Below are 14,348 nucleotides of genomic sequence, written 5' to 3'. Positions count from 1 at the left end.
CTGCACCACAAAGTGCACATGCACAGGCACCCAGGGGAAGTGACGTCATGACAGCAGTGAACGAGCAGGTGTCCGCCGGCGCACCGGACAGGGCAGATCTCGGTGAGAACGCCGCACTGAAGGAGACTCTGGAGGACTACACCCTCCGATTTGCGCCACGCAGCTACCGCAAATGGGGAACCGGCGTCGTCGCGACCTCCGCGCTCGGCGGAATCGCGTATCTCGCAGACTTCTCGATCGGCGCCAACATCGGCATCTCGTACGGCACCGGTAACGCATTGCTGGGCATCGCCGTGTTTGCCGTCGTCATCATGGCGACCGGCTTCCCACTCGCCTACTATGCCGCGCGATACAATATCGACCTCGATTTGATCACTCGCGGAAGCGGTTTCGGCTACTACGGCTCGGTGGTCACCAACGTCATCTTCGCGACGTTCACCTTCATCTTCTTCGCGCTCGAAGGTTCCATCATGGCCCAGGGTTTGAAACTGGGGCTCGGGATCCCACTCTCGATCGGCTACGCGGTCTCGACCCTGATGGTCATTCCACTGGTCATCTACGGAATGAAGGCTCTGGCAAAGCTCCAAGTGTGGACGACGCCTCTGTGGCTCGTCATGATGGTGCTGCCGTTCCTGTATCTGCTGTTCAAGCACCCTGATTCGGTGAGCGCGTTCTTCGCCTTCGGCGGTGAGGACGGCGCAAACGGCAAGGGCGTCAACTTCGGATCGGTGATGCTGGCCGCGGGTGTCTGCTTGTCGCTGATCGCACAGATCGCCGAGCAGATCGACTACCTACGCTTCATGCCGCCCAAGACGCCGGAGAACACCCGTCGTTGGTGGGCTGCAGTAATTCTCGCCGGCCCCGGCTGGGTGATCTTCGGCGCGTTCAAGCAGATCGTCGGACTGTTCCTCGCCGTGTACATCATCGCGAACGTCGTCGACGGATCCTCGATCGCCAACCAGCCCGTGCACCAGTTCCTCGAGATCTACCAGGACATGATGCCTCACTGGCTGGCCATGACGCTGGCCGTGATCCTCGTGGTCATCAGCCAGATCAAGATCAACGTCACCAACGCGTACTCCGGCTCACTGGCCTGGACCAACTCGTACACCCGCGTCACCAAGACCTACCCCGGACGCATGGTCTTCGTTCTGGTCAACCTGGCGATCGCACTGATCTTGATGGAAGCCAACATGTTCGACTTCCTCAACACGATCCTGGGCTTCTACGCCAACTGCGGTATCGCCTGGGTCGTGGTCGTCGCCTCGGACATCGCGATCAACAAGTACTGGTTGAAGCTCTCCCCGAAAGTCCCCGAGTTCCGACGCGGGATGCTCTACGACGTCAACCCCGTCGGCTTCGTGTCGATGCTGCTGGCCGCGGGCATTTCGATCCTGGTGTTCTTCGGTGCTTTCGGTTCGGCGATCAAGCCCTTCTCCCCGATCGTCGCAATCGTCATCGCGCTGGTGATGCCGCCGGTCCTGGCCGTCGCCACCAAGGGCAAGTACTACCTGCGGCGCACCGACGACGGCATCGACCTGCCGATGTTCGACGAGTACGGGAACCCCTCCGGTGAAACGCTTCTGTGCTGCGTCAGCGGAATCGAATTCGAGCGTCCCGACATGCTCGCGTCGAACGTTCCCGGTCCGAACGGCGAGAAGCAGTACATCAGCTCCCTGGCCTTGAGCACCGACAAGACCGGTGAGCACGTCCTGCCGGCTCAGCTTCCCTGACAACTGCTGTGCGCCTTTATTAACCGCCGGGGGTTAATAAAGGCGCACAGCAGGGTTATGCCCCTACATCGTCGAGCGACTCACCCTTCGTCTCACGCATGACCAGCAGCGCGACGAAAGTCAGCGTCGCCGCTACGAGAAGATAGATGCCGACCCAACCGACGCCGTAGTTCTTCGCGAGGTAGACGGCGATGAACGGCGCCACCGCTGCGCCCAGAATACTGGCCGTGTTGTACGCGATTCCCGAGCCCGTGTAGCGGACGTTGGTCGGGAAGAGTTCCGGGAGAACGGCACTCATCGGGCCGAAGGTCAGGCCCATGAGCAGCATGCCCACGATGAGGAACGCCAACATGCGACCGTCGTTCATTCCTTCCGGTTCGAGGAAGACACCGAAGGTCAAGCCGAACACCATGATCAGACCGGTGATGATCAGCAAGGTGATACGACGCCCGTAACGGTCGGCGAGCCAACCCGAGACCGGCACGGCGGCAGCGAAGAACACGACTGCGATCAACTGCAGGACAAGGAAATCGGTGTACTTGAAGCCCGCACCGGTTCCACCGTCGGCCGGCGTCTTGCCGGTTCCGTGGCTGAGAACCCAAGTGGTCATGATGTAGAACAGCGTGTACGTCGCGAGCATCACGAACGTACCGATGATCAGCTGACGCCAACTGGTCTTGAATACCTCGGCCACCGGAGTCTTGACCTTCTCGCCGCGCTCGACTGCGCGCGCGAACACCGGGGTTTCCTCGAGCTTGAGCCGGACGTACAGGCCGATCATCACCATGATTGCGCTGAGCAGGAACGGAATTCGCCATCCCCAACTCAGGAAGGCACCCTCGAGGTCCGGGCTGGAATTGTCGTGGTTCATGAACAACGTGATGATCAGGAACAGTCCGTTGGCCATGAAGAAGCCGATGGGCGCACCGAGTTGCGGCCACATCGCCGCCCAGGCCCGCTTGCCTTCCTTGGCCGTCTCGGTCGCGAGCAGAGCCGCGCCCGACCATTCGCCGCCGAGTCCGAGGCCCTGGCAGAAACGCATGAGCGCCAACAGCGCCGGGGCCAGCAGTCCGATCTGGTGATAAGTGGGCAGCAGTCCGATGAGGAAGGTCGCGATGCCCATCGTCAGTAGCGAGCCGACCAGAGTTGCCTTGCGTCCGACGCGGTCACCGAAGTGCCCGAAGAGAATCGAACCGAGGGGACGGGCGACGAACGCGAGTCCGAACGTCGCCAACGACGCGAGAAGCGCGGTGGTGTCGTTGCCCTTCGGGAAGAACAGGTGCGGGAACACCGATACTGCCGCTGTTGCATAGATGTAGAAGTCGTAGAACTCGATGGACGTACCCACCATGCTGGCAACCACGATTCGGCTGCGCGGCACTCCGGCGACGGTATCTGCGTCGCCGCCCTCCGGCTTGGGTGGATTCTCACTGACTGACGTGCTCAAAACATGCTCCTGCGCCGTTATACGAAAGATGTCCAATTGGTGGGATAGTGTCCCAATCAGTAGGAATTGAACACCCGCGGGGTTTTCCGACGCAAATTCGGTTCGCGAATTCGGCTCAGCGGGCAATCCGCGATAAAATTCCGTAAAGGTGAGCCGGGAAGTCTGGTCGGCACGTGCATTCGATGCGTCACAACGTCGATCACGTTCATGTCTGTTGCATCCGAATTCGGTTGCACGAACAAAGGTCGTCCCCACGCGTGATCTCCACCCTGCGTTCCGAACTGTCCCGCTACCTCCGCACCGAAACGGTGGGCGGATCGATCCTCCTGATCGCTGCCGCCCTCGCTCTGATCTGGGTGAACTCTCCTTTCGGTGAGAGCTACATCGCATTACGTGACTTCCAGATCGGTCCGTCCGCACTCCATCTCGACCTCAGCTTGGGCACGTGGGCGCAGGACGGACTGCTTGCCGTCTTCTTCTTCGTCGCCGGCCTCGAACTCAAACGTGAACTGGTGGTCGGCGAACTCGCGGACCGCAAAGCCGCGATGCTCCCGATCATCGCGGCGTGCGGCGGCGTCCTGGTCCCCGCGATCATCGCGGCGTCCATCGGTTTCGGCACGCCCGGCATGGACAAGGGCTGGGCCATTCCCGTCGCGACGGACATCGCTTTTGCCCTCGGCGTGCTCGCGCTGACCGGCTCGAAGATCCCGGCGAGCGCCCGAGTTTTCCTGCTCAGCCTGGCCGTCGTCGACGATCTGCTCGCGATCATCCTCATCGCCGTACTGTTCACCGGTTCCCTCGCGATGTTGTGGCTGCTGACCGCGGCCGCAGCCCTGGCTGCCTACGCCTACGCCCAACACAAACGCATCACGACGCCGTTCCTCTACGTCCCGCTGGCACTACTGACCTGGTACGCGATGCACGAAGCGGGGATACACGCCACACTCGCGGGCGTCGCGCTCGGCTTACTCACCCGGGTGAGGCGCGATCCGGACGAGGAGTACGCGCCCGGTAGCCGTCTCGAGCACCGTATTCAGCCCTACTCTGCAGGCTTCTGTGTCCCCGTCTTCGCACTGTTCGCCTCCGGTGTTCCGATCAACGCGGCGGTGCTCGGCGACATTTTCACCGACCCCGTCGGGCAATCGGTTGTCGTCGGCCTTCTGGTCGGCAAAACCGTCGGAATCTTCGGAATTTCCCTGCTCGCGATCAAATTGGGGATAGCAACCAAACCCAAGACACTGGAATTGAGAGACATGTTTGCCCTCTCAGTTCTCGGTGGCATCGGGTTCACCGTTAGCCTGCTTGTAGCAGACCTCGCATTGGACGGGGTCGGCGATGGCAGCGAGGCCGAGATAGCGAAGGCCGCAGTTCTCGTGACATCGTTGGTGGCATCGCTGATCGGATCAGCGCTGCTGTGGCGACGTGGACGAGTTCATGCGGCTCGAGACGACGCTTCCGCCATTGCCACGGACGCGAGAGAACTACCTGGAGAGGTCGACAAGTGAGCTTGACCAACGGAGAGAGCCAGCGCTTCACCGGAGATGGAGTACCGAACACGGTCTCTTCCATCCCTCTCACCGATGTGGACGCCCGCACGCCGGGCGAGGCCACCATCGGGGCCCTCGTCAAGGACGCGACCGCACAGGTCTCCACCCTCGTGCGCGCCGAGGTCGAACTTGCCAAGGCCGAGGTGACGGGCGAGGTCAAGAAGGGTCTGCAGGGCAGCGTCTTCTTCATCCTGGCCTTCACGGTTCTGCTGTTCAGCTCGTTCTTCTTCTTTTTCTTCCTGGCCGAGATGCTCGACACCTGGGTGCCGCGCTGGCTGGCGTTCCTCATCGTCTTCCTGATCATGGTGGTGACCACCGCGATTCTGGCGCTGCTCGGTTATCTGCGCGTGCGCAAGCTGAGGGCTCCGGAGAAGACGATCGAATCGCTCAAGCAGGCCAAGAACGTCATCCCCGGCAGCCATGACGACGCAAAGCCGTCGGTCGATTTCAACGCGCGCCGGTAGCGAGTCTGATCGAAAGTGGCAGCCCCAGATCCATCTACCGTCAGGTTCGACGGCCCCTGGATTCACCGGGACATTCACGCCAACGGCATCCGGTTTCACGTCGTCGAGGTAGGCGACGCGGAGCCGGATGCTCCGTTGGTGGTCCTGTTGCACGGATTCGCCGATTTCTGGTGGTCCTGGCGCCATCAGTTGACGGCACTGTCGGAGCAGGGATTCCGCGTCGTCGCCATGGATCTTCGTGGGTACGGCGATTCCGACAAGCCCCCTCGCGGCTACGACGGTTGGACGCTCGCCGGTGACGTAGCCGGCCTCATTCGTGCGATGGGTTACGGCAAGGCCACGCTGATCGGTCATGCCGACGGCGGGTTGGTGTGCTGGGCGACCGCGCTCCTGCATCCACGCCTGGTGCGGTCGATCGCGCTGATCTCGTCTCCACACCCGATGGCGCTCAAGAAAGCAGTCGTCCGCGACCCCTATCAGCGCCGCGCGCTTTTGCCCTCGTTCCTGGCCTATCAGGTACCGCTACGCCCGGAACGTCGGTTGACGGCCGACAACGGCGCCGAAGTGGAGCGTCTGGTTCGCTCGCGGTCGGGCCCCACCTGGCCGCAGCAACCCGAATTCGCAGACGTCATGAGCAAGATGCGGTCCGCGATCCGGATCCCGGGCGTCGCGCATTCCACGTTGGAGTACCAGCGTTGGGCCTTCCGCAGCCAGCTCCGCCCCGAGGGCCGACGTTTCATGCGTTTGATGGATCAGGTTCTTCGCATTCCGATCGTCCAGATTCACGGCGAACTCGACCCGTACGTGCTCACCCGTACCGTGCGTCGCGACAAGCACTGGGCTCCCGGCGAAAAACTGCGCACCATTGCCGGAGTCGGTCATTACGCGCATCAGGAAGCCCCCGAGCGCGTCAATCGCGAACTCGGGGACTTCCTCCTTACGGAGAAGTGACCGCTACAGGATGCACGCGCCCGTCGGTACGGGCGTCGATGCCGAGGCAGCCGCGTTCAACTGGCGCGAGACTTCCTGCGCGGTGAGGACGAATCCGGTGTCACTGTCGTCGACGGCAGCACCGAACACGACGCCGAGGACCCGCCCCTGATCATCGACCATCGGTCCACCCGAGTTGCCCTGCCGGATGGATCCGCGGACGGTGTAGACCTCACGCTGGGTGGTTCCGGCCTTGTAGATGTCCGGCCCGTTCAGGTTGAGGACCTCACGAACGCGGGCTGCGCTGGCCGTGTACGGACCACCGCCGGGGTAGCCGAGCACCAACGCGTTGTCACCGGTCCGAGCCTGCTCCGGAGCGAACGGCAGCACCGGCGCGTCCAATCCGGGAACCGCCAGAATCGCGATGTCCACGGCGGAGTCGAAGAGAACCACCTGCGCGGGCAGTGCGCCCTCCATGGTGTCCACGGTGATGCTCTCGGTTCCGGCAACCACGTGGGCGTTGGTCATGACGCGTTCGGGGGCGACGATGAATCCGGATCCCTCGAGCGCGCGCTGGCAACTCGGTGCGACGCCGTTGATGCGGAGAACACTCGGACGCAACTGCGCCGCCAACGGACTGGCGAGAACGCTCGCGTCGGGTGCTTCGACCTCGGTGATGGGCGTGCGCCCGAACGGGCCGATGACGTCAGGCAGGCCGGAGGTGTCGAGCAGCGCCGAGAACTCGGTCGGGATGCGGCGCAGCCACTGCGGCGCCACTTCGTCCACGCTGGCGAGAACGTCCGAACCACGAACAGCGGCGGCAATATTCGGCTGCGACGAGGAAGTGAGCGGAATCGCGAGCAACCACGCCGCGACCACGACAGCCACCGCCTGTAGACCCGCACCGATGACGCTGTCGACAGATCGCGCCGTCGGACTGTGCATTCCGCTGCGCGCCGCGCGTCCGAGCACCATGCCGGCGACCTCGCCGATGATGACCAACACGACGATCAGCGAGATGCCCGCGAGGATGCGCAGCTTGCCTTCGGTGACGTGCACGAGCAGGTGCGGCGCCAACAGAATCCCGGCGACGGCACCGAGGATCACGCCGACGAACGCCAGCGCCGACGCCACCGCTCCCTGACGCCATCCGGACGTGGCCGCGATGAGGGCGACCAGAACGATGGCGATGTCCACCCAACGAGAACCTGTCATCGCGGCACCGCCGAATCCTCGACACCTTCACCGAACTCGGACAGCGCTGTGTCCAGGTCTCTCACGTCCTCGTAGTTCCACGGAATCTCCCAGCCCGACACCGTGAACAGCGCCGCGAGGATTCCTGCTGTGAACCCCCAGACCAGCATGCCGTCGGCGCGGAACGCCGGGCCCTGGTACCCGAGGGGATGTCGAACCTGAAACCGGTTGTCTGGGTCGAGCAACGTGCGCAGCGGCACCCGGGCCACCCGTCCGACCTCGCCCTCGTCCTGAATGCCCACCGTCGTCGGCTGCTCCCAGTAGCCGAGCACCGGCGTCACGTCGAAACCCGACGGCGGGATGAAGATCTCCGGCAGCACGGTGAGCGGCTGAACTCCGCTCGGATCGAGCCCGGTCTCTTCCTGAGCTTCACGCAGCGCGGTGCCGACGGGGCCGTCGTCGCCCGGATCGGCGGCACCGCCCGGGAATGCGACCTGTCCGCTGTGCTGACGCATCGTCGACGCCCGTTGGGTCAGCAGGACGTCTGCGCCCTCCGGCAAGCCGCCGACGGCGAGAGGGTCGGCCTCACGCGGTCCGCCGAAGAGCACGAGCACCGCGGCCGGACGCGTCACGGTGCCGCGCGGCGCGCGACGCTCGAGGACGGGGTTGATCCGATGGGGATCGGTGGGCTGGGTGCTGGCGACAGCGCGCAACCACTCGGGAACCGGTGTACTCATACGACGACTCCCAGATATTGCGCCGCAGCGGCGGCGATCTCGTCCGCACTGCGGAAGGGTTGGGGCAAGACCTTGGCGACTGTTCCATCCGCGCGCACGAGCACCGACACCGGCAGCACCGGCGGTGCGCCCACTGCGATCCGTACCTTGCCGTCACCGTCCTGGACGCCGGGCAAACGCACCGAGTAGTCGATGAGTCGCGTCAAAGCGTTCTCCTGATTCGGATCCGAATGCACGGTCAGCACGTTGATGCTGCCGTCGGCGCGCTCCGCGAATTCCTGAAGGTACGGAAGCTCTTCGGCGCATGGCGCGCACCAGTACGCCCACAGATTGAGCAGAGTCGGCTTTCCGCTCACCGCTGCGGCAAGGTCGACGGGCGCTCCGTCGGAGACGCAGTCGAGGGTGATTCCGGCGAGAGCCGAGCCGGCAGGCGCTTCGCCGGTCGGAGTCGGGCAGGAGGCCAGAGCCGCCTGGCTACGGAGTTGATCGAGCGATTCCGACGACGGAGTGAACGTCGGCGGCTGATACGCGGACGAGGACGGGCCCGTCGAGGTGGGCGTCGTGTCGTCTCCTCCGCGCGGCCAGATCGCCACGACGAGAGCCGCGACGACCACGAGCGCAGCGAGAGACCATCTTCCGGCACTTGTCATCGGCGATCACAACCCTGCCAGGGCGAGCAGATGATCGGTCTCGGGGCCTTTCACCAGGGCCGCGGCCTCGGTTTTGTCGGTCGGGCCGAGCCCGTACGACGGGCAGTCCTTGGCCAGAACACACACACCGCATGCGGGCTTGCGCGCGTGGCAGACCCGTCGGCCGTGAAAGATCACGCGATGCGAGAGCAGAGTCCATTCCTTACGTTCGATCAGTGCCCCGACGGCGTGTTCCACCTTGACGGCATCTTCTTCCTCGGTCCACTTCCACCGACGCACGAGCCGACCGAAGTGGGTGTCGACGGTGATTCCCGGAATGTCGAAGGCATTGCCCAGCACGACGTTCGCGGTCTTGCGTCCGATGCCTGGGAGTTTCACCAGATCTTCGAGCTTGTTCGGGACCTGCCCGTCGTGGCGTTCGAGTAGCGCCTGACCGAGTCCGATCAGCGACGTCGTCTTGTTCCGGTAGAAGCCGGTGGAGCGGATGTACTCCTCGAGTTCGGTCCGATCGGCTTCCGCGTATGCCTTTGCGTCGGGATAACGGGCGAAGAGTGCCGGCGTGACCATGTTGACGCGGACGTCGGTGCATTGCGCCGACAGGATTGTCGCCACTGCCAGTTCCAACGGAGTCGTGAAGTCGAGTTCGCAGTACACGTGTGGGAAAGCCACAGCGAGCTCACGATTCATCCGACGCGCCCGGCGTACCAATCCGAGGTGTGATTCTTCCTTCCGCGCACCCCCCGAACGCGGTTTCTTCCGCTGCTCTGAACTGCCTGTCGGGGTGGTCTGCACTCAGACAACTGTACGGATACGACATGAGTGGAGACTCCGTCGTGTCGATTCTGAGACCTTCGACGTGTTTACTTCCCCCTATGCAAGGACTCGCAGTAATTCTCTTTCCGCTACTGCTTATGCTCTTTGCCCTGGCGATGGAACGAGTCGAAGGGCGATTGCGTCGGCTCTCGGTCCAAGAGCATGAAGTAGAAGACTTCCTCGACCAGGCAAGTCACGACGACGTCGCACGCCTGGCAAGCGATGGGTTTCCCCATGCGTTCGCCCGCTTCCACCGGAAGCGTAAGGGCCGTCAGTCGGAGGCTCCCGAGAGCGCCAGCCTGGGCGAAATCCGGACACAACGGGCAAGTTGACGGCCATACAAAGTAGTCACCGCAGCGGATTCCGGAAGAATTTTCGGCTCTTACGTGGCATCAATCACTCGTCGCGAGCTAACGGGACGTAGACTTCGATGCCGTACCTGTTGCATTGAACACAGATTGCATTGGACACAGTGTCTCACTCATGAGGGCTGAGCCTGTGTACGACGGTTTGTGCGCAGCGCGGGTACAAAGATAGATAGCGCAAAAATGACACCACAAACGAACAAATCCCAACAAGGAGCGCACGTGGACGACGTCCTGGCAAGAGCCGGCATCTTCCAAGGAGTCGAGCCCTCAGCGGTAGCGGCGCTGACAAAGCAGCTGCAGCCCGTCGACTTCCCCCGTGGACATGTCATCTTCAACGAAGGTGAACCCGGTGACCGCCTGTACATCATCGTGTCCGGCAAGGTGAAGATCGGTCGACGCTCACCCGACGGTCGCGAGAACCTGCTGACGATCATGGGCCCGTCCGACATGTTCGGCGAACTGTCCATCTTCGACCCCGGCCCCCGCACCTCGACGGCTACGACCGTCACCGAGGTTCGCGCCGTGAGCATGGACCGCGACGCTCTCAAGGCATGGATCCAGCAGCGCCCCGAGATCGCCGAGCAGCTTCTGCGCGTTCTCGCCCGCCGTCTGCGTCGTACCAACAACACCCTGGCCGACCTGATCTTCACGGACGTTCCCGGCCGTGTCGCCAAGGCGCTCCTGCAGCTCGCGCAGCGCTTCGGCACTCAGGAAGGTGGCGCCCTGCGCGTCACTCACGACCTCACGCAGGAAGAGATCGCCCAGCTCGTCGGCGCTTCCCGCGAGACCGTCAACAAGGCGCTCGCTGATTTCGCACACCGCGGATGGCTTCGCCTCGAAGGCAAGAGCGTCCTGATCTCGGATTCCGAGCGTCTCGCTCGTCGCGCGCGCTAGTTTCTTCCGGTTCGACTCTTTCGGCCGCTCCCGCTTCGGTGGGGGCGGCCGAAGTCGTTCACTGGACTCTTGTTGTACCTATCGGTAAGTCTGTACCGATAGGTACACATCTGATCGAGAGGCCCCGCAATGACCGTCCGAGCACCGATTCCGCCCTTCACTCACGAAGCTGCCGTCCAGAAGGTCCGCCTCGCCGAGGACGGATGGAACTCACGCGATCCACACAAGGTGTCGCTGGCCTACACGCCGGACAGTTGGTGGCGTAATCGGTCGACGTTCGTCACCGGCCGATCCGAGATCGTCGAACTTCTGACCGAGAAGTGGACCCGCGAACTGGACTACCGGTTGATCAAAGAGTTGTGGGCACACAGCGACGACCGCATCGCAGTGCGATTCGCGTACGAGTGGCACGATCACGACGGGCAGTGGTTCCGCTCCTACGGCAACGAGAACTGGGAATTCGACGCCGACGGACTCATGCACCACCGTCATGCCAGCATCAACGACGTTCCCATCGAGGAGTCCGAGCGAAAGTTCTTCTGGGATCCGACCGGACCACGCCCGCACGATCATCCGGGCCTGAGCGAGTTGGGTCTGTGATGAAAGGATGAATCCATGGCCAGACAGGTAGCTGAACGCTCGGACACGATTCCCGCTCTCGCGAACGTGTTTCGAACCTACGGGTTCGACGGAGCAAGCCTGGCCGTGATCACCGAACACACCGGTTTGGGCAAAGGCAGTCTCTACAACTTCTTTCCGCGCGGGAAGGAAGAGATGGCCGAGGCGGTGCTCGACGAGGTCGACAGATGGTTTCGCGCCGAAGTCTTCGAACCTCTTCGAGCAGAATCGGTTCCACCGAGGCAGCGCATCCAGAGCATGTTCGCTACCGCGGGCGACTACTTTCGGTCAGGGCAACGCATTTGCCTGTTCGGCGCATTTGCACTCGGTGAAGAGCGAAACCGCTTCGGCGCCAGGGTCCGAACATACTTCGACGAATGGACAGCGGCTCTCGAGGCGGCACTCGTCGGTGCCGAAGATTCCATCGGACTCGCCGAAGAAGCCGTGGCCGGGATCCAAGGGGCGATCGTGATGTCCCGGGCACTGGACGACGGTTCCGTATACAGCCGAGTGACGACGCGACTCGAAGATCGACTGGTACAGGCACTCACGCCGTAACGCATACCGCACGACCACAAAGGCATTTGTGCCGCGGCATCCACCTGGCATGCTCGAAAAAGCATGCACAAGAAGAAAGGAACCCATGCCCTCGTTCGAGACGGTGATCGCATCCACCCCTTCGGGGAAGGTCCGCGGCCGAAAGCGTGACGGTTCCTACTACTTCGGTGCGATCCCCTACGCCAACGCACCGCGCTTCGAGAAGCCGCGACCGGTGGAACCGTTCTCCGACGTCTTCGACGCCACAGCGCTTGGAACGGTCTTCCCCCAACCACCTTCACGACTCGAACGCATCATGGGGCCACCGCTCCCCGAACCGGGGCACAGCGAGGACAGCTTCACCGTCACCGTCACAACCCCGTCGCTGACCGGTCATCGCCCGGTGATGGTGTGGCTTCACGGTGGCGGGTACTCCAGTGGCGGCGGCTCACTCCCCTGGTACGACGGCGGCGCTTTGTCAGCCGAGGGCGACGTCGTCGTGGTGTCGGTCAACTATCGCGTCGGCGTGCTCGGATACCTCCTCCTCGACGGCGTCAGCGAAGGCAATCTCGGGGTACACGATCAGATCGCGGCGCTCGAGTGGGTGCGCGAGAACATCGAGGCATTCGGCGGCGACCCAGACTCGGTCACCGTATTCGGGCAGTCGGCCGGCGCTCATTCCATTGTGAATCTGTTGAGCAGTAACAACTCTCGAACCCTGTTCCATCGAGCAATTCTGCAGAGCACCCCACGGCCGGACCTCAACTTCACGCAGGCTGCCGCGATCGAGAACGGGGAGACGTTTGCCCGACTGCTCGACGGAAATCCTCGGACCGCGCCGCTCTCCCACATTCTCGACGCATTCCGCGGCACGGCTGTCGAGTTCAGCCGGCGGTCCCCCAATGTCGTGCAACCGCCCTTCGCGCCGATCTCCGAACTGGAACCGGTGATCCGAACTTTCGATACAGCGCTTGACGTCATCGTGGGATACACCCGAGACGAGGGATCTGCTTTCGTGCGCGACGTAGCGGGAGTACCCGATCCCGAACACGTCGCCGAAAAGGCACTGACACAGAACATGTTTGCCGAACCGGCAATGGAGCTGGCCGAGACCTTCACAGCGGCCGGCGCGTCGGTGTACACGTATCGCTTCGACTGGGCACCGACGGACGACGTCTTCGGGGCCACTCACTGCATCGAACTACCCTTCGTGTTGGGAACCGAGCAGTCCTGGCAGGGCTCACCGATGCTGGGCAGCAGCGACTGGCAGAGCATCGACGCACTGGGCCGTCGGATACGCCGGCACTGGACGTCGTTTGCGCACACGGGAAGTCCGGACAGCAGCGAAACCTGGGAGAAGTACACCTCGTCCCAATCGATCGGAATCACCTTCTCCTGAGCAACTTCGGGCGCCTACCCACCCGGAGAAATCCCGTCTAGGATTGCTCCATGGACATGCCCAAGCTCCTCGACGGGCGACTCAAACTCCGCCATCTCCTGCTCGTCGACGCATTGAGCCGTCAGGGCAGTGTGGTCGGCGCCGCTGCCGCACTTCACATCACACAACCCGTCGCGACCCGCAGTCTGCACGACATCGAGTCCATTCTCGGCGTCTCGCTCTTCGACCGCGGGCCACGCGGAATCACCCCGACCATTTTCGGCGAGGCCTTCACAACTCATGCACGGGCCGTGATCGCGCAGCTGACCGAAGCCGGGCGACACGTCGTCGAACTTGCCGACGCCAATCGCGGAACCGTCATCGTGGGAACACATCTCGCCGGATCCAACGTGCTGCTTCCCGGCGCTATCGCGCGCCTGAAGGTTCACCACCCGTTGCTCACCGTCGTCGTGCGCGAAGGTACGCCAGAGCAGTTGCTCACCGATCTGGAAGCGGGCCGAATCGACCTGATCGTCGGCCGGCTCACCTCACCTACCGATGACACCGCGACAAGACGGAACCTCTACGCCGAATCCGTCGAACTCGTCACCCGCGTAGATCACCCGCTCGCTCACCGCGAGGACGTCCAACTCGAAGAACTACGCGGCTTCCCCTGGATCCTTCCCGGGGTCGAGACAGTGCTCCGCCGCGAACTCGAGGAGTTCTTCGCCCGCAACGGCTTGCCGTTGCCCGAAAATCGGGTCGAGGCAACCTCTTTCCTCACCGTGCGTCAGCTACTGGTCGAGACCGACATGATCGCGGTACTACCGAGCCTCATCCCCCGCGACGACGCGCGCTTGACCACCCTGTCCATCACACTCGATCCGATCGGGCACAGCGTCGGCATCACCTCGTCGGCGACTCGCACGTCGAGTCCGTCCGCGCAGGCCCTGATCGCGACGCTGGAGTCCTTTGCAACTGAGCTCATGCGACCGTGAAACGCCGATCGGCCCGTTCCCTCCAGAGGGAACGGGCCGA

Annotated in this window: 15 protein-coding genes; 10 read left to right on the top strand and 5 right to left on the bottom strand. The window is 63.1% G+C overall.

What is annotated here, in order from left to right; translation table 11 throughout:
* The first annotated feature begins 47 nt into the window (after positions 1-47).
* The gene (locus EHW12_RS02520; protein ID WP_042446692.1) at positions 48-1,733 is read left to right on the top strand and encodes a membrane protein; all 1,686 of its coding nucleotides are present in this window, start codon (positions 48-50) and stop codon (positions 1,731-1,733) included.
* Between the two features lie 55 nt (positions 1,734-1,788).
* Here EHW12_RS02520 and EHW12_RS02515 read toward each other — a convergent pair whose 3' ends face one another.
* Positions 1,789-3,180: an MFS transporter gene (locus tag EHW12_RS02515; protein ID WP_065455127.1), complete on the bottom strand. Its 1,392-nt coding sequence runs from the start codon at positions 3,178-3,180 to the stop codon at positions 1,789-1,791.
* Between the two features lie 257 nt (positions 3,181-3,437).
* Between EHW12_RS02515 and nhaA the strand changes: the two genes are divergently transcribed.
* The 3 genes from nhaA to EHW12_RS02500 are packed head-to-tail and all read left to right on the top strand — an operon-like array spanning position 3,438 to position 6,142.
* Complete coding sequence (gene nhaA, locus EHW12_RS02510; RefSeq protein WP_047270015.1) at positions 3,438-4,685, top strand: Na+/H+ antiporter NhaA; 1,248 nt, start codon at positions 3,438-3,440, stop codon at positions 4,683-4,685.
* The gene (locus EHW12_RS02505) at positions 4,682-5,191 is read left to right on the top strand and encodes a phage holin family protein (protein WP_007732413.1); all 510 of its coding nucleotides are present in this window, start codon (positions 4,682-4,684) and stop codon (positions 5,189-5,191) included. The genes nhaA and EHW12_RS02505 overlap by 4 nt, the downstream gene beginning before the upstream one ends.
* Positions 5,192-5,206: 15 nt before the next feature.
* Positions 5,207-6,142, top strand: a complete 936-nt coding sequence (locus tag EHW12_RS02500) for an alpha/beta hydrolase (protein WP_007732412.1) — start codon at positions 5,207-5,209, stop codon at positions 6,140-6,142.
* Positions 6,143-6,145: 3 nt separating this feature from the next.
* On the opposite strand, the gene EHW12_RS02495 is transcribed toward EHW12_RS02500, so the two are convergent.
* From EHW12_RS02495 to nth, 4 genes are read right to left on the bottom strand one after another with little or no spacing between them, the layout of a single operon-like run.
* On the bottom strand, positions 6,146-7,336 hold the full coding sequence (locus EHW12_RS02495; RefSeq protein WP_003946095.1) for a MarP family serine protease: 1,191 nt from the start codon (positions 7,334-7,336) through the stop codon (positions 6,146-6,148).
* Complete coding sequence (locus tag EHW12_RS02490; protein ID WP_007732411.1) at positions 7,333-8,052, bottom strand: CoA pyrophosphatase; 720 nt, start codon at positions 8,050-8,052, stop codon at positions 7,333-7,335. Before EHW12_RS02490 ends, EHW12_RS02495 begins: the two co-directional genes overlap by 4 nt.
* Positions 8,049-8,702 (bottom strand): TlpA disulfide reductase family protein, encoded by a 654-nt coding sequence (locus EHW12_RS02485; RefSeq protein ID WP_125050242.1) that lies wholly within the window; start codon positions 8,700-8,702, stop codon positions 8,049-8,051. Before EHW12_RS02485 ends, EHW12_RS02490 begins: the two co-directional genes overlap by 4 nt.
* 6 nt (positions 8,703-8,708) lie before the next feature.
* Entirely contained in the window at positions 8,709-9,494 is a 786-nt protein-coding gene (gene nth, locus EHW12_RS02480) for an endonuclease III (protein WP_003943471.1), read from the bottom strand.
* Positions 9,495-9,574: 80 nt separating this feature from the next.
* Between nth and EHW12_RS02475 the strand changes: the two genes are divergently transcribed.
* The 6 genes from EHW12_RS02475 (at position 9,575) to EHW12_RS02450 (ending at position 14,308) form a co-directional block, all read left to right on the top strand.
* Positions 9,575-9,847, top strand: a complete 273-nt coding sequence (locus tag EHW12_RS02475; protein WP_019746620.1) for a hypothetical protein — start codon at positions 9,575-9,577, stop codon at positions 9,845-9,847.
* A gap of 255 nt (positions 9,848-10,102) precedes the next feature.
* The gene (locus EHW12_RS02470; RefSeq protein ID WP_003943506.1) at positions 10,103-10,777 is read left to right on the top strand and encodes a Crp/Fnr family transcriptional regulator; all 675 of its coding nucleotides are present in this window, start codon (positions 10,103-10,105) and stop codon (positions 10,775-10,777) included.
* Between the two features lie 129 nt (positions 10,778-10,906).
* Entirely contained in the window at positions 10,907-11,377 is a 471-nt protein-coding gene (locus EHW12_RS02465; protein WP_054827457.1) for a nuclear transport factor 2 family protein, read from the top strand.
* A 15-nt stretch (positions 11,378-11,392) separates the two neighbouring features.
* Positions 11,393-11,953: a TetR/AcrR family transcriptional regulator gene (locus EHW12_RS02460; protein ID WP_054827456.1), complete on the top strand. Its 561-nt coding sequence runs from the start codon at positions 11,393-11,395 to the stop codon at positions 11,951-11,953.
* 85 nt (positions 11,954-12,038) lie between these two features.
* Positions 12,039-13,331 (top strand): carboxylesterase family protein, encoded by a 1,293-nt coding sequence (locus EHW12_RS02455; protein ID WP_125050241.1) that lies wholly within the window; start codon positions 12,039-12,041, stop codon positions 13,329-13,331.
* A 50-nt stretch (positions 13,332-13,381) separates the two neighbouring features.
* Positions 13,382-14,308 (top strand): LysR substrate-binding domain-containing protein, encoded by a 927-nt coding sequence (locus EHW12_RS02450; protein WP_003943516.1) that lies wholly within the window; start codon positions 13,382-13,384, stop codon positions 14,306-14,308.
* Positions 14,309-14,348: the final 40 nt, after the last annotated feature.

Origin of the sequence: Rhodococcus sp. NJ-530, assembly GCF_003860625.1 — a bacterium.
In the GTDB taxonomy this organism is placed as follows: domain Bacteria; phylum Actinomycetota; class Actinomycetes; order Mycobacteriales; family Mycobacteriaceae; genus Rhodococcus_F; species Rhodococcus_F qingshengii.
This window is presented reverse-complemented; position numbering and strand designations above follow the sequence as displayed.

Coding starts and splice junctions, on each gene's coding strand:
- EHW12_RS02475 (WP_019746620.1), top strand. CDS start 9,575: ATGCAAGGACTCGCAGTAATTCTCTTTCCGCTACTGCTTATGCTCTTT.
- EHW12_RS02485 (WP_125050242.1), bottom strand. CDS start 8,702: ATGACAAGTGCCGGAAGATGGTCTCTCGCTGCGCTCGTGGTCGTCGCG.
- EHW12_RS02490 (WP_007732411.1), bottom strand. CDS start 8,052: ATGAGTACACCGGTTCCCGAGTGGTTGCGCGCTGTCGCCAGCACCCAG.
- EHW12_RS02495 (WP_003946095.1), bottom strand. CDS start 7,336: ATGACAGGTTCTCGTTGGGTGGACATCGCCATCGTTCTGGTCGCCCTC.
- EHW12_RS02465 (WP_054827457.1), top strand. CDS start 10,907: ATGACCGTCCGAGCACCGATTCCGCCCTTCACTCACGAAGCTGCCGTC.
- EHW12_RS02460 (WP_054827456.1), top strand. CDS start 11,393: ATGGCCAGACAGGTAGCTGAACGCTCGGACACGATTCCCGCTCTCGCG.
- EHW12_RS02450 (WP_003943516.1), top strand. CDS start 13,382: ATGGACATGCCCAAGCTCCTCGACGGGCGACTCAAACTCCGCCATCTC.
- EHW12_RS02455 (WP_125050241.1), top strand. CDS start 12,039: ATGCCCTCGTTCGAGACGGTGATCGCATCCACCCCTTCGGGGAAGGTC.
- EHW12_RS02520 (WP_042446692.1), top strand. CDS start 48: ATGACAGCAGTGAACGAGCAGGTGTCCGCCGGCGCACCGGACAGGGCA.